This window comes from Cobetia sp. 14N.309.X.WAT.E.A4, from assembly GCF_030397495.1.
In the GTDB taxonomy this organism is placed as follows: domain Bacteria; phylum Pseudomonadota; class Gammaproteobacteria; order Pseudomonadales; family Halomonadaceae; genus Cobetia; species Cobetia marina.
In genome coordinates this window covers 1-14521 of the sequence record NZ_JAPNXT010000012.1, presented here as the reverse complement: position 1 = coordinate 14521, position 14521 = coordinate 1, and the positions used below count along the sequence as shown (strand labels likewise).

The following is a 14521-nucleotide window of genomic DNA, read 5'->3' as shown; positions in this document are numbered from 1 at the left end:
GCGATTCCTGTGGAAAATCCCCACACGCACCTCGCAAAACGTCTGCGATAGCGCCATTACCAAGCGACGCCATTCACTCTACATCAGCCACTGCTAATTGGTAACATTTGAAACAACCATCAGAGCAGGCGCTTGGCAAGGGAAATCCCTGTCGGGCGAGGATCGGTGCGGAAGCCGACATCGACGAGTCACTGGAGTAAGCTCATCCATGAGCGCACCTGAAAGCGCTAGCGGCAGAGCCTCGGAATTCGCTGAGCTGACAGGTCTCTCGCCCTCTCAAGCAGCGCAGACAAGGAGTCGTCATGCATCGTCAATTCGCGGTGATCGGACTGGGGTATTTCGGCAGTACCGTCGCGCGGGAGCTCAGGCGCCACGACCATGAAGTGCTCGGCGTGGATCTCGATGAGAAACGTCTCAATGCCATGGCGGACCTGCTCAATCAGGCCGTCATTGCCGACCCGACCGATGAGCATGCCCTGCGTGAGCTTGGCCTCGAACAGTTCGACGCCGTGTTGATCGATCTGGCCGACTCGATGGAGCAGAGCCTGATCTGCGCGCTGCTGGCCAAGGAACTCGGTGCCAGGGAACTGTGGGTCAAGGCGACCTCGGATGCGCATCACAAGCTGCTCAGCCGTCTGGGCGTGGATCACATCGTGCACCCGGAGTACGACCTGGGCGTGCGGGTGGCGGAAAGCCTCGCCTATCACGCCATGGTCGACTTCATCCACCTGGGCGATCACCAGTTCGTGGTCGAGCTGGAGGTCAGCGAGCGTCTGTGCAATGACTGCCAACAGCTCGATCAGCTCCCCATCGATGAGGACATCAGCGTGATCGCCTTGCGCAAGGGCGCGACACTCGATCGCAAGCCTTCCGGCAGTACGCAGCTGTCCGCTGGCGATCATCTGGTACTGATCGGCGAACTGAGCGCGCTGCGCAAGCTGGGGGCGCATCTGTGAGGCAGCGCTACCGACGCTATCTTCGCCCCCTGACCCGTGGCCCACGCGGACCCATCATCCACCTCTCGCCTCCGGAGATCCTGCTGGGCGGCTTTCTGGGACTCAGCATGCTGGGGGCCTGCCTGCTGAAACTGCCAGGCATGCATCAGGAGGGCCTCAGCTGGCTGTCGGCACTGTTTACCGCCACCTCGGCGGTGACCGTCACCGGGCTTTCCGTCACCCCGCTCAGCGAGTTCACCTTCGCCGGGCAGGCCGTCGTGCTGGTATTGATCCAGCTGGGCGGCCTCGGTTTCATGACCATCGCCGCCCTGTCACTGGTGATGCTGGGGCAACGACTGCCGATGCATCAGACCAGCCTGCTGCGTGAAGCGCTCAACCGCAGCAGCTCACGCGAGATCGGCCGACTGCTCAGGGTCATCACCGCCTTTGCGGTGACACTTGAACTGGGCGGCGCTCTGCTGCTGGCGCTCGAATGGGTGCCACGCCATGGCTGGGGACGCGGCATGTGGCTGAGCCTCTTCCACTCGGTCTCGGCCTTCAACAATGCCGGCTTCACCCTGTGGCCGGACAGCCTGTTGCGCGAATCCCGCAACCCGCTGGTCGCAAGCGTCATCAGCCTGCTCTTCATGACGGGTGGCATCGGCTTTGCCGTGATCGGCGAACTGCGCGAGCGCAGGCGTGAGCATGGGTGGCGCGTGCTGCTGCACCCCTCACGCTTCTCCGTACAGACACGCCTGGTGCTGGAAGCCACCATCGCACTCAACCTGTTGAGCCTGGTGGTGATACTGGCGCTTGAATGGGGCAACCCCGATACCCTGGCAGGCATGCGTGAACATGGCGAACGCTTCATCTCGGCAGCCTTCATGGCAGTGACGCCCCGTACCGCCGGCTTCAGCATGTTCGATACCTCCGCGATGACACAGGCCTCGACCCTCTGGACCATGGCGATGATGTTCATCGGTGGCGGGAGTGGCTCGACGGCCAGTGGCATCAAGATCACCACCTTCGTGGTGCTGCTGCTGACCACTCGCGCCTTCCTGCGCCAGAGACACTCACCGACCCTGCATGGCCGCCGTATCGGAGACGAGACTGTCTTCAAGGCCATCGCCGTGGCCTTGGCCGGCATGCTGTTGATCTTCAGCATGCTGTTCGGGCTGACCATCACCGACCCCGACCACGACTTCCGGTCGTTGGCCTTCGAGACGGTCTCGGCGTTCGGCACCGTGGGACTGAGCCTGGGGGTGACGCCGGAGCTTTCCGCTCCCGGACAGTGGTTGATCATCATCACCATGTTGCTGGGGCGCACCGGCCCACTGGCACTGGGTTACCTGCTGGCGACCCGCAGCCGTCCCGGCGTCAGCTATGCACGCACCGAACTCTCCATCGGCTAGGCAGCACGACTTGCCTGACGCACTTTCACTCCCCCTGAACGACGAAAGCCCCGATGCAGGGCATCGGGGCTTTTCACTCGAACGACAGGAGCGGCGAAGCTGTCAATGGCTCAACGGCAACGGCTTCGACCAGCGACCTCAGTGATCATCGTCATCATGATGATCATCGTGGTCGTCATGCTCCTCAAGGCGCTGATGGGTATGGCCTTCGCCATCGTACTCATCCACCCGAGCCTTGAGTTTCTGGCCAGGACGGAAGGTCACCACGCGACGCGCGGAGATCGGAATCTCCTCGCCTGTCTTGGGATTGCGCCCCGGACGCTCGCGTTTGTCACGCAGATCGAAGTTGCCGAAACCGGACAGCTTCACCTGTTCGTTCTCACGCAGGCAGCCACGAATCTCATCGAAGAAGACTTCGACCATCGACTTGGCTTCGCGCTTGGACATGCCAAGCTCTGCATGGAGATGCTCGGCGAGTTCCGCCTTGGTCAACGCTCCCATGTCCGCTCCCTCGTTCAAGTGGCGACTCATGCTCTCAGCGCCGCCCCGAAACGTGTGTGGCCATCGGCGACGATCGCATCGACTAACTGATTGATTTCCTCATCATTCAGCGTGCGCGAAGGATGCTGCCAGGTCAAGCCCAGAGCGAGCGACTTGTGACCATCGGCTACCCCCTGGCCCTGATAGACGTCAAACAGGCGCAGATCCGTCAGCCATTCCCCGGCTTGCGAGCGGATGGCGTCGAGCAGCGACTGCACGTGCACGCCCTCTTCGACCACGAAGGCCAGGTCACGACGCACTTCCGGATACCTGGAGAGCGGTGCGAAGCGCGGCAGACGGCCCGCACAGGCAGCGGCCAGCGTGATCTCGAACACGAACACCTCGACCTTCAGGCCGAGTTCGGCACGCGCCGCCGGGTGCAAAGCCCCCATCCAGCCTGCCGGCTCGCCGTTGTAGAACAGCTGAGCGGACTGACCCGGATGAAGCGCCGGATGCTCGGCAGCCTCGAAACGCCAGGCATCCAGGTTGCCGCCCAGTGCCAGCAGTGCCTCGACATCGCCCTTGAGATCGAAGAAGTCGACCTTGTCACGACCGCCATTCCAGCCTTCCGGCAGACGTGCGCCTGTGATCAGGCCACCGATCATCGGTGTCTGCTCGAGGGAGTCCAGCTCACCACGGAACACAAGCCCGGTCTCGAACAGGCGCACGCGCGACTGCTGACGATTGAGGTTGTGACTCAGTGCCTTGACCAGCCCCGGCAGCAGCGAGCTGCGCATCACGGCCATGTCGCTGGAAATCGGGTTGGCCAGTGCCGGCGCGACTCCGTGCGGGTCCAGCGTCTTCTGCAGCTCAGGCGCCACGAAGCTGTAGCTGATCGCTTCCTGATAGCCCCGCGCCACCAGCTGACGACGCAGGCTGGTCAGCGGCTGGGTGGTCTCATTGGCCACGGCCGGTGCCAGGCGCGCGTTCGGGCGGCTGACCGGCAGATTGTTGTAGCCATGGATGCGCGCCAGCTCCTCGATCAGGTCAGCCTCGATACTGACATCGAAACGCCAGCTCGGCACCGTCACCTGCCACTGGCTCTCGCCATCGGCCACGACCTGCATGCCCAGACGCTCGAGTATCTCGACGATCTCGGCATCCGGCAATGCCATGCCCAGCGTGCGCTCGACACTGGCGCCGCTCAGGCTGACGACGGCGGCCTTGGGCAGCGCTGCGTCGCTTGCGACCTCGATGATCGGGCCCGGCTTGCCGCCGGTGATCTCGAGCAGCAGAGCCGTCGCCCGCTCGATGGCATCACGCTGCAGCTGCGCGTCCACACCCCGCTCGAAACGATGCGAGCTGTCGGTGTGCAGGCCATAGCTGCGCGCCTTGCCAGCCACGCTCAACGGCGCGAAGAAGGCCGACTCGAAGAAGATGTCGTGCGTCTCGCCGTTCACGCCACTGCCTTCGCCGCCCATCACGCCAGCGATGGCCAGCGGGCCCTTCTCGTCGGCGATGACCAGGGTGTCGTCACGTAGCGCGACTTCCTGACCGTCGAGCAGCGTCAGCGGCTCTTCAGCGGCCGCCATGCGCACCTCGATGCCACCGTTCAGGCGCGCCAGATCGAAGGCGTGCATCGGCTGACCGAGCTCCAGCAGCACGTAGTTGGTGACGTCGACGACGGGGTCGATGCTGCGGATACCACTGCGGCGCAGACGCTCCTCGAGCCATAGCGGGGTGGTCGCGGCGACATTGACGTCGCGCACCACACGCCCCAGATAGCGCGGGCAGGCCTGCGGCGCACTGACGGTGACCGGGAAGGTGTCGTCGATCTGGGCCGCGACCGGCTCGATGCTCGGTGCCGTGACGGCAAGACGATTGAGCACACCGACTTCGCGTGCCAGGCCCTTGACGCTCAGGCAGTCACCGCGGTTCGGAGTCAGATCGACCTCGATGGCGCTGTCGTCGAGGTTCAGGAAGTCACGGGCATCACGGCCCACCGGCGCATCCGCGGCCAGCACCATGATGCCGTCGGAGGCTTCCGCCTCCAGACCCAGCTCGGAGGCACCGCAGATCATGCCGCGGGATTCGACACCGCGCAGCTTGGCCTTGCGAATCTTGAAGTCACCCGGAAGCTTCGCGCCGACCTGGGCGAAGAGCACCTTCTGACCGGCGGCAACGTTCGGCGCGCCGCACACGACCTGCACCAGCTCACCACTGCCATCATCCACCTGACAGACGTTGAGGCGATCAGCCTCAGGATGCGGTTGCTTGTCCTTGACCTCGGCCACGACAACACCGGTGAACTCACCGGCGACGGGCTCGATACCATCGACTTCCAGGCCGGCCATGGTGACCTGATCGGCCAGCTGCTGGGTGTTCAGTTTCGGCGACACCCACTCACGCAGCCACTGTTCGGAAAATTTCATCTTGCTGTCCTGTTCCGTAAGTTCACGCCCTCACGGCGCGATACGTGAATGAGTGCCTAGCTGAACTGGCGAAGGAAACGCAGGTCATTCTCGAAGAACAACCGCAGGTCATTGACGCCATAACGCAGCATCGCCAGACGCTCCACGCCCATGCCGAAGGCGAAGCCGCGGAAGCGTTCGCTATCGATACCGGAGTGACGGAAGACTTCCGGATGCACCATGCCGCAGCCCATCACCTCGAGCCAGCCGGTGTGGGAGCAGACACGACAGCCGTCACCGGCACACATCACGCACTGGATGTCGACTTCGGCAGACGGCTCGGTGAACGGGAAGTAGGACGGACGGAAACGGACTTCCAGATCATCGCGCTCGAAGAAGGCATGCAGGAACTCTTCGACGGTGCCCTTGAGGTCAGCGAAGCTGACGTTCTCATCTACCAGCAGACCCTCGACCTGATGGAACATCGGGGTATGGGTCAGGTCAGAGTCGCAGCGATAGACACGACCCGGGCAGACGATGCGCAGCGGCGGTTCACTGGCCTTCATGCTGCGCACCTGCACCGGCGAGGTATGCGTACGCAGCAGACGCGTGGCGTCGAAGTAGAACGTATCGTGCATCGCACGTGCCGGGTGATGCGACGGGATGTTCAGCGCTTCGAAGTTGTGGTGGTCATCTTCGATCTCCGGGCCTTCGGCAACCCCGTAGCCGATGTGCGCGAAGAAGCTCTCGATGCGCTCAAGCGTGCGCGTCACCGGGTGCAGGCCACCCACTGGTTCGCCGCGTCCCGGCAAGGTGACGTCGACGCGTTCAGCAGCCAGTCGTGCATTGAGCGCTGCCGTTTCCAGCGCGGTACGACGCGCTTCCAGCTCGCCGTTCAGCAGCTGCTTGGCTTCGTTGATGGTCTCACCGGCCTTGGGACGCTCTTCGGGGGACAGTTTGCCCAACCCCTTGAGCAGCGCGGTGATCTCGCCCTTCTTGCCCAGAAAGCGTACCCGCACCTCATCGAGGGTCTGGACGTCTCCGGCCGCCTGGATCGCGGTGCGTGCTTCGTCCACCAGGGTGGAAAGATGTTCCATCCGTTCAGCTCCGATCGCTTGAGTCATCGACGTGGTAGAGCCCACGTCAATGGAAGTCGCGCCGACCCGAAGATCGGCAGGGAGAACGCTCCGCCTGCGGTGAGTCACACAGACGGTCGCGCCCTTGCCAGAGTCCGGCCCGATCCGCGGCCAGCCTCATTCATGTTCGCGCTGGCACCTCTCCCGAAATCCGAGGGAGACACCAAACAAAAACAGGGGAAGAGCGGCTGCTCTTCCCCTGTGACGTAACACGTCATCTCGATGCCACCTGAGCTGTCCAATGCAAGCATTCGACAGTCGCGCCTCGACTCACCACTCGCGTGGCTGGCCGGTGCCGGGCGACATCTGATCCGGTCACTTACTGAGCAGCCTTGGCCTTCTCGACGATGGCAGCAAAGGCAGCTTTTTCGTGAACCGCGATATCGGCGAGGACCTTGCGGTCGATCTCGATATTGGCCTTCTTCAGGCCAGCGATGAAGCGGCTGTAAGACATGCCATTGATGCGGGCCGCAGCGTTGATACGCGCGATCCACAGGGCACGGAACTGACGCTTGCGGACACGACGGTCACGGTAAGCGTACTGGCCGGCCTTGATGACAGCCTGCTTGGCTACGCGGAAGACGCGTGAACGCGCTCCGTAGTAACCCTTGGCCTGCTTCATGATCTTCTTGTGACGGCGACGTGCGACGACGCCACGCTTGACGCGGGACATAGCGTACTCCTGATATTAAGAAAGTTGGACCGAGGTAAGGACGGCTTACAGGTTCGGCAGCATGCGCTGGATCAGCGCCTTGTCTGCAGCGTGAACCTGCTTCATGCCACGCAGCTGACGCTTACGCTTGGTCGACTTCTTGGTCAGGATGTGGCTACGGAAGGACTGCTTGTGCTTGAAGCCGTTGGCAGTCTTCTTGAAGCGCTTGGCAGCGCCGCGGTTAGTCTTGATCTTCGGCATGAGTATTAACTCCGCTCGGTTTCTTGAGAAAATCCAAGGCCGACAAAAAGAGCCACGCCCGCAAGCGTGACCCTGATGTGTCCGTTCTACTGCCTGTGGATCACTTCTTTTTCGGCGCGAGAATCATGATCATCTGACGGCCTTCCATCTTCGGGAAGGACTCGACGGTCACGAGTTCACCGAGGTCGCCGGCGATACGTTCCATCAGCTTGCGGCCGATGTCCTGATGCGCCATTTCACGACCACGGAAGCGCAAGGTAACCTTGCCCTTGTCTCCGCCTTCGATGAAGCGAGTCAGGTTACGCAGCTTGACCTGATAATCGCCTTCATCGGTACCAGGACGGAATTTGACTTCCTTGACCTGGATTTGCTTCTGCTTCTTCTTCTGAAGATTCTTCTGTTTCTTCTCATCGAAAAGAAACTTGCCGTAATCCATGATCTTGCAGACGATGGGATCGGCATTGGAAATCTGGACGAGGTCGAGCCCTGCCTCTTCGGCCTTGGTGAGCGCTTCTTTCGTCGGCACTACGCCGACCTGCTCTCCATCTGCGTCGATGAGGCGGACTTCGTCCGCACGAATACGGTCATTGATGGGAGCCCGCTTTTCCTGGGGGCGTCCGCGCTGATTATTCCGCTTGATCGTTGCGTCTCCGTTTGGCTGAAATTCGTTACTGTCAGACCTGTTCTTCCTTCAGGCGTTCCATGAATTCTGAAACTTTCATGGTGCCGAGGTCTTCACCGGAACGGGTTCTGACAGCTACTGCATCAGCTTCCACTTCCTTGTCGCCGACGACGATGAGGTAAGGAACCTTCTGCAGAGTATGCTCACGGATTTTAAAGCCGATCTTCTCGTTCCTCAAGTCTGCTTTGACACGGATGTCATGTTTCTCGAGGCGAGAGACCAGATCCTTGGCATATTCTGCCTGGGAATCCGTGATGTTCATCACGACAATCTGCTCCGGGGCGAGCCAGAAAGGCATCGCGCCAGCGTGGTGCTCGATCAGTATGCCGAGGAAGCGCTCGAAGGAGCCGAGAATCGCACGGTGCAACATGACCGGAGTGCGACGCTCACCGCTTTCATCGACGAACTGGGCACTGAGACGCTCAGGCAGATTGAAGTCGAGCTGTAGCGTACCACATTGCCAGACACGATTCAGGCAATCTCGCAGGGAGAATTCAATCTTTGGTCCATAGAAGGCGCCTTCGCCCGGCTGAAGCTCCCACGGCAGGCCCGTCGCATCCAGTGCCGCCTGCAGGCCAGCCTCGGCCTTGTCCCAGGCTTCCGGCTCACCGATGAACGACTCGGGGCGTGTCGAGAGCTTGAGCTCGACATCCTCGAAGCCGAACTGACGATAGACTTCCAGCGTCAGTCGGATGAAGTCTTCCGCCTCGGACTGCACCTGATCATCGGTACAGAAGATGTGAGCATCGTCCTGAGTGAAACCACGCACACGCATCAGGCCGTGCAGAGAGCCTGAAGGCTCGTTGCGATGACAGGAGCCGAACTCGGCCAGACGCAGCGGCAGGTCGCGGTAGCTCTTGAGCCCCTGATTGAAGACCTGGACGTGGCACGGGCAGTTCATCGGCTTGACGGCGTACTCGCGCTTCTCGGACTCGGTGGTGAACATCAGCTCGTTGTAATGCCCCCAGTGCCCGGACTTCTTCCAGAGCGAAAGATCGACGACCTGAGGGGTCTTGATCTCCTGGTAGCCGTTGGCTCGCTGGATCCGGCGCATGTACTGCTCGAGCACCTGATACATGGTCCAGCCATTCGGGTGCCAGAACACCATGCCCGGTGCCTCTTCCTGCATGTGGAAGAGATCCAGCTTCTTGGCCAGCTTGCGGTGGTCGCGCTTCTCGGCTTCCTCGAGACGCTTGAGGTAGGCCTTGAGCTGCTTCTTGTCCGGCCAGGCGGTGCCATAGATACGCGTCAGCATCGGCTTGGTGGAATCACCACGCCAGTAGGCACCTGCCAGCTTGAGCAGCTGGAAGTGCTTCAGGTGACGCGTGTTCGGCACGTGCGGGCCACGGCACATGTCGGTGTATTCTTCATGGTGATACAGGCGGATGGTATCGCCCTCACCGATGCCTTCGATGATTTCCTGCTTGTACGGCTCTTCACGCTTCTCGAAAGCGGCCATGGCCTCGTCACGCGAGACGTACTCGCGGACCACGTCGTACTCGCTGTCGATCAGCTGCTTCATGCGCTTCTCGATGGACTCGAGGTCTTCCGGCGTCACGGAGCGACCGAAATCGATGTCGTAATAGAAACCGTCATCGATGACCGGACCGATGGCCATCTTGGCATCCGGATAGAGCTGCTTGACGGCATGACCGATCAAGTGGGCGCAGGAGTGACGGATCACGTCCAGGCCTTCGGCATCACGGGCCGTGAGAATGGCGACGTCAGCATCTTCGGTGATCATGTCGGCGGCATCGACTTCGACGCCGTTGATCTTGCCGGCGACACACGCCTTGGCAAGGCCGGGACCGATGGATTCGGCCAGCTGCATCACGGAAATCGGAGTATCGAAGGTACGCTGGCTGCCGTCAGGCAGGGTAACGATAGGCATGAAGGAATCCTTGCATTCAGTGGTGGCCCTTACCAAGGGTCACGTGAAGCGAATTTAGCCGAGCGCCTGGGGCGTCGGCTCGATGGGGTGGTACGGATCATGGACGGAACGGTTGCCGTCCCCGGCCTACGATGCCAGGGGAAGCTGCCGTGATGGCGCAGAGCGCTGACGCGCCGGCCACACATCACGGACGCACGGACCGATGGCCCATGATCGAGACAAGACCTTAGCAGCCCACTCAAATAGCGTAAAGACACACCCATGAGCAGGTACATGAACCTGAAGGGGGAAACGCAGACGGGGCGCCCGAAGGCGCCCCGTCTGATTCAGCTTACCGCGATGGGCTTACTTGACTTCAGCAAGCTCGACGCGACGGTTTTCAGCACGACCTGCAGCGGTGTCGTTGCTGGCAACCGGCTGCTCTTCACCGTAACCCATGGTTTCCATGCGGTTGGAACCGACACCTTCAGAGGCCAGGTACGCCTTGACGGAGTCAGCACGCTTCTGGGAGAGCTGCTTGTTGTAGGAGTCAGAACCCACGGAATCAGTGTGACCTTCGATACGGACACGAACGTTCTCGTTGGACACCAGCTTGGCAGCCACACCGTTCAGCACTTGCTCAGCGCCGGAGGTCAGCTTGGCGGAGTCGAACTCGAAGTTCACGTCGCGCAGCACGAGGTCAGCGACACAGCCCAGGGCGTTGACCTTGGCACCTGCCGGAGTGTTCGGGCACTGGTCCTGGTAGTCCGGCACGCCGTCACCATCGGAATCCAGCGGGCAGCCTTTCGCGTCAACAGTGACGCCGGCCGGGGTACCCGGGCACTGGTCCTTGTAGTCAGCAACGCCGTCACCGTCGGTGTCCAGCGGGCAGCCTTTCGCATCGACTGCGACGCCTGCCGGAGTACCCGGGCATTCGTCACGATCGTTCGGCACGCCATCGCCGTCGTCGTCCATGGACTTCGGAGCGTCGTCAGCACACAGCAGTGCACCGGCAGTCGCGCCGCCCACGGCACCCAGAGAAGCGCCAGTGTCTTCGTCGCTGTCGCCAGAGACGCCGTAACCAATCCCCCCACCGATCAGGCCACCGGCCAGACCGCAGACGAACGGCTGGCTGTACCACGGCTTCTCAGCGGATGAGGACTGGGAAGCAGAGCTTGCACAGCCAGACAGGCCAACAACCAATGCAGACCCCAGAACCAGGCCAGTCGTAGATCTTTTCATGTAAGACTCCTTCTTTACACAGCGCTATTTGTAACGGGGTGTTACGCAGCGGCTCCGAGTATAAGAGCCGAACTCGTTACGGTGAAAGGAATTTTATATACCTCATCCCTTTAGAAGAAAGCACATCTGAGTGCGTCCTTCCAGCTCTGATCGGGTCTGTTTCCCTTGAAAACGGTACCGATCCTCATGCATACGTTGAAGGAAAACAGTGTTTTTTGCAACGTCGAAAAACTTTGACACTACCTGTATCATTTAAGAGACGCTGTAAAAGTCACGATTCATGCACCATTCAGGTGGTGACGAACCAGTCCCTCGAAGAGCGCGACACCCGGCATGATCAGGTCATCCGGGAAATCATAGCGGGGATGATGGAGTCCCGGGAGCGCTTCACCGGCCCCCAGCGTGAACATGGCGGCATGGCATTCTCGCCCCAGCACTCCGAAATCTTCCGACCAGCGATGTGCCTGATCCAGCTCATGACAGGGCTGCCCCACCTGCGCCGCCACGCGACGAATCACCGCGTTCGCCTCAGCTGAATTCCAGGTCGCCTCAAAGGCATCGCACCAGTCCACCTCGATGCCGAGATGGTCCTCTTCCGCCTCACTGCGGGCCAATGAGACCGCCGCCTCGGCGAGGGCCTTCATCATGTCGTTGCTTTCCGTGCGCAGGGTCGCCATCACCTCGGCATCCCCCGGCGCGGTGCCGAAGGCGACCTCCCCCAGCCGCGCGTGCACCAGGGTGACCATGGCAAGCCCCGTCTCGTCCGCGAACTGCAGCGGCAGACGAGAGAGCCCCTGCATGATGCGACACATGGCCATGGCGGGACTGCGCCCATTCTCGGGATGGGCTGCGTGGGCGCACAGTCCGGAAAGCCGCACGATCATGCCCCGCGAGGCACAGGTGAAGGCGTCATCACGGACGCTGACCTCTCCCAGCGGCCGCCCCGGCAGATTGTGGCAGGCATAGAGGAAATCCGGCTTGATGGTCTCGAAGGCCTTGGTGCGTACCACCGCACGCGCGCCCTCTCCCGTCTCCTCGGCGGGCTGGAACAGCAATACCACCTCGCCTCTGGCTACCGGGCGCCTGGCCAGACGCTGTGCCACTCCCAGCAGCCACGCCATGTGCCCATCGTGACCACAGAGATGGCCGACATGCTGGTGACAGGATGACCAGTCTCCCCGTGGCACCTCATCGATGGGCAACGCATCGAGCTCACAGCGCAACATGACCCGAGGGCCGGGCGCGGCGCCGCGGAAGATGGCCGCCAGACCATGCCCTCCCAATCCCGTGACCACCTCGGCGCCTGCCTCTTCCATCCAGCCGGCGATCAGGGCCGAGGTAGCTTCCTCCTGCCCGGACAGCTCCGGTGCCCGATGCAGCGCATGGCGCAGCTCGATCAGTTCAGTTCCCAGCAGCGGGAGCGTATTGTTCATGCCAGCCTCTCAATGGCCTGATACCACCCGAATTCACACGATGCCTTGCGGCTCGTGACCCGCGGGTCCGAAGCGAATGCTCTCCCCGCCCGTGCGCAGCACCCGATGCCGCTATAGCGCCTGACCCAGATCCGTCGGTGCCACGGGCCGTTCACGTCTCAGGTACTCGCGATACCACACCGGCATGCTTTCCAGCACGCATTGCGCTGCCTGCTGAAGAGGCTTGGCCATCTCTTCCTCGACGGCGATGCGCTCCTTGTCCTCTGCCAGCCGCTCACGCGGGCTCAGTGCCTTGCGTGCCGAGTGGGTATGCAGGTGGGACACTCGCCCGTGCAGGGTGCCAAAGGCCCCTAGGACGTCATCCTCTGCCAGCGAGGTATCCAGTATCTCGATCAACACCTTGCAGCGCAGCCCCCCTTCCACGAGGTCCACCTGGCCGGCCTGCATGGCACGGGCAATCGCTTCAAGACTCTCCAGGCAATTGGCGCGTGCACGCGTCAACTCCTCTGCACGCAACGCCTCGCGCTTCCTCACCTCACGGCGCAACTTGAGCGCATACGCCGTCAGACCGGCGATGATGATGAGTGCAATGACGATCAGAATGATGCTGGTACTCAGGGACATGCGATTCTCCTGCCGAAATCAAGTGACGAGTATAGGGACTGCGGACGGGACACCCAAGGCGGCGCGATGCCCCAGGGACCCCCGTGCAATGCCTGACAGAAAAAAAGCCCCGTATCCAGCGGGATACAGGGCTTTCTGATCAGCAGGTGATTCGCTCAGCGTCCCGCCATCAATGCCTCGAAACTGGCCTTGAGCTTGAGGTTCTGGGCCTGATGGGAGTAGCCCGTGGCAAGTGCGGCCAGGGTTCTGCTCAGCGCATCGGAGTCGCTTTCCAGCAGATGGGTACAGCGCTCGGCCCACTGCGTCGGGCTAGATTGCGCGGCCATCACCAGCGAGGGGTGATCGTCGAGCAACTCGGCCGAGCCGACACGCGCATTGAGCAGTACCGGCGTACCACAGGCCATGGCTTCCAGCGCGACACGTCCGAATTCCTCGATATGTGCCGGCAGAACGAACAGGTCCAGCGCGCCATAGAGCGTTTCGACCTCGGCGATGGTCGAACGCCAGATCATGCGCTCAGCCACACCGGCCACCTGTGCCTGCTGCTGGTAGGGCGCGGCATCATCCTTGCCCACCACCAGAAAGCGATAGCGTCCGGGGCTGGCCTGCTCCATCAGCGCGGCCATGGCGACGAATCCGGCCACATTGCGCTTGGTGAAGTTCCCTGAGGTCACCAGCCCGATCAACTGCTCTTCCCCACTGACGCCAAGCGCCTCACGCTGGGCTTCACGGCCGGCACGTGCACGCTCGGGCGTGAACTGCACCGGGTCATAGCCCGGGTAGCTGATCTCGATCTTGTCCGGCGAGATCGCGTAGCGCTCGACGAGATCATCGCCCATCATGCGCGAATTGACCGCCACCTGACGGAACTTGCCACCGTTGAGCACGTGATCATGGATCGCGGCCACTTCATGATTCTCAGGCAGATCACGGCCATGGATGCACTGTGACGCCAGATGCACGCAGTTGTGCAGATAGACGGTATCCGGGCTCTCGCAATCCCCATGGCTGACCAGCAGGTCCGGCGTGTGGCGACGGGCCCATGCCTGAACCCGACGATTGAACCAGAAGCGCCGATAGGCCCCCTTGAACGGCCAGCGCCACAGACGCACCAGCTCCGCGCCATGCTCCCGCGCCAGCTCAGGCTTGCCACGTTCGGCGAGAATCACCACGCGATACCCCAGCGCGGTCAGGGCGTCCGCCTGCTCGAAGGCGTTGCGACTGGCACCGGTGCTCTTCTCGACCTGACGAATGGCAATCGCGGCCAGCTTTTCTGACCTAGCGAGACCCGCGCTCACGAGGCCTCCGGGGCTTGATGCATGGAATCACCACGGCCGACCGCGTAATACATCAGGCCGGCAGACTTCATGGCGGATGGCTCGA

General features: G+C 61.8%; 13 protein-coding genes. 2 read left to right on the top strand and 11 right to left on the bottom strand.

The features are described 5' to 3' along the window. Positions 1 to 302: 302 nt before the first annotated feature. The gene (locus OW493_RS14335; protein WP_289864616.1) at positions 303 to 956 is read left to right on the top strand and encodes a TrkA family potassium uptake protein; all 654 of its coding nucleotides are present in this window, start codon (positions 303 to 305) and stop codon (positions 954 to 956) included. Beyond that, positions 953 to 2347: a TrkH family potassium uptake protein gene (locus tag OW493_RS14330; RefSeq protein WP_077374631.1), complete on the top strand. Its 1395-nt coding sequence runs from the start codon at positions 953 to 955 to the stop codon at positions 2345 to 2347. The genes OW493_RS14335 and OW493_RS14330 overlap by 4 nt, the downstream gene beginning before the upstream one ends. 138 nt (positions 2348 to 2485) lie before the next feature. Here the strand turns inward: OW493_RS14330 and ihfA are convergent, their stop codons facing one another. The 11 genes from ihfA to OW493_RS14275 all read right to left on the bottom strand — a co-directional run bounded on the left by ihfA (position 2486) and on the right by OW493_RS14275 (position 14436). Further along, entirely contained in the window at positions 2486 to 2848 is a 363-nt protein-coding gene (gene ihfA / locus OW493_RS14325; RefSeq protein ID WP_103751403.1) for an integration host factor subunit alpha, read from the bottom strand. Positions 2849 to 2874: 26 nt separating this feature from the next. Then, a complete protein-coding gene (gene pheT, locus OW493_RS14320; RefSeq protein WP_289864612.1) occupies positions 2875 to 5259 on the bottom strand; it encodes a phenylalanine--tRNA ligase subunit beta in 2385 nt (794 codons plus the stop codon). Positions 5260 to 5315: 56 nt separating this feature from the next. After that, positions 5316 to 6335, bottom strand: a complete 1020-nt coding sequence (gene pheS, locus OW493_RS14315) for a phenylalanine--tRNA ligase subunit alpha (protein ID WP_084208128.1) — start codon at positions 6333 to 6335, stop codon at positions 5316 to 5318. 358 nt (positions 6336 to 6693) lie between these two features. Beyond that, the gene (gene rplT, locus OW493_RS14310; protein ID WP_043335644.1) at positions 6694 to 7047 is read right to left on the bottom strand and encodes a 50S ribosomal protein L20; all 354 of its coding nucleotides are present in this window, start codon (positions 7045 to 7047) and stop codon (positions 6694 to 6696) included. Positions 7048 to 7092: 45 nt separating this feature from the next. Next, entirely contained in the window at positions 7093 to 7287 is a 195-nt protein-coding gene (gene rpmI / locus OW493_RS14305; protein WP_043335648.1) for a 50S ribosomal protein L35, read from the bottom strand. Positions 7288 to 7387: 100 nt separating this feature from the next. Next, the gene (gene infC / locus OW493_RS14300; RefSeq protein WP_077374638.1) at positions 7388 to 7927 is read right to left on the bottom strand and encodes a translation initiation factor IF-3; all 540 of its coding nucleotides are present in this window, start codon (positions 7925 to 7927) and stop codon (positions 7388 to 7390) included. 34 nt (positions 7928 to 7961) lie between these two features. Continuing rightward, the gene (gene thrS / locus OW493_RS14295) at positions 7962 to 9860 is read right to left on the bottom strand and encodes a threonine--tRNA ligase (RefSeq protein WP_084208127.1); all 1899 of its coding nucleotides are present in this window, start codon (positions 9858 to 9860) and stop codon (positions 7962 to 7964) included. A 345-nt stretch (positions 9861 to 10205) separates the two neighbouring features. After that, positions 10206 to 11081 (bottom strand): OmpA family protein, encoded by an 876-nt coding sequence (locus OW493_RS14290; protein WP_065392602.1) that lies wholly within the window; start codon positions 11079 to 11081, stop codon positions 10206 to 10208. A gap of 278 nt (positions 11082 to 11359) precedes the next feature. Then, positions 11360 to 12514, bottom strand: coding sequence for an amidohydrolase (locus OW493_RS14285; protein ID WP_289864605.1), 1155 nt, complete (start codon positions 12512 to 12514; stop codon positions 11360 to 11362). Between the two features lie 111 nt (positions 12515 to 12625). Further along, positions 12626 to 13138 carry a DUF2489 domain-containing protein gene (locus OW493_RS14280; RefSeq protein WP_289864604.1) on the bottom strand — a complete coding sequence of 171 codons (513 nt, stop codon included), beginning with the start codon at positions 13136 to 13138 and terminating at the stop codon, positions 12626 to 12628. A 155-nt stretch (positions 13139 to 13293) separates the two neighbouring features. Then, positions 13294 to 14436 (bottom strand): glycosyltransferase family 4 protein, encoded by a 1143-nt coding sequence (locus OW493_RS14275; protein ID WP_077374646.1) that lies wholly within the window; start codon positions 14434 to 14436, stop codon positions 13294 to 13296. Positions 14437 to 14521: the final 85 nt, after the last annotated feature.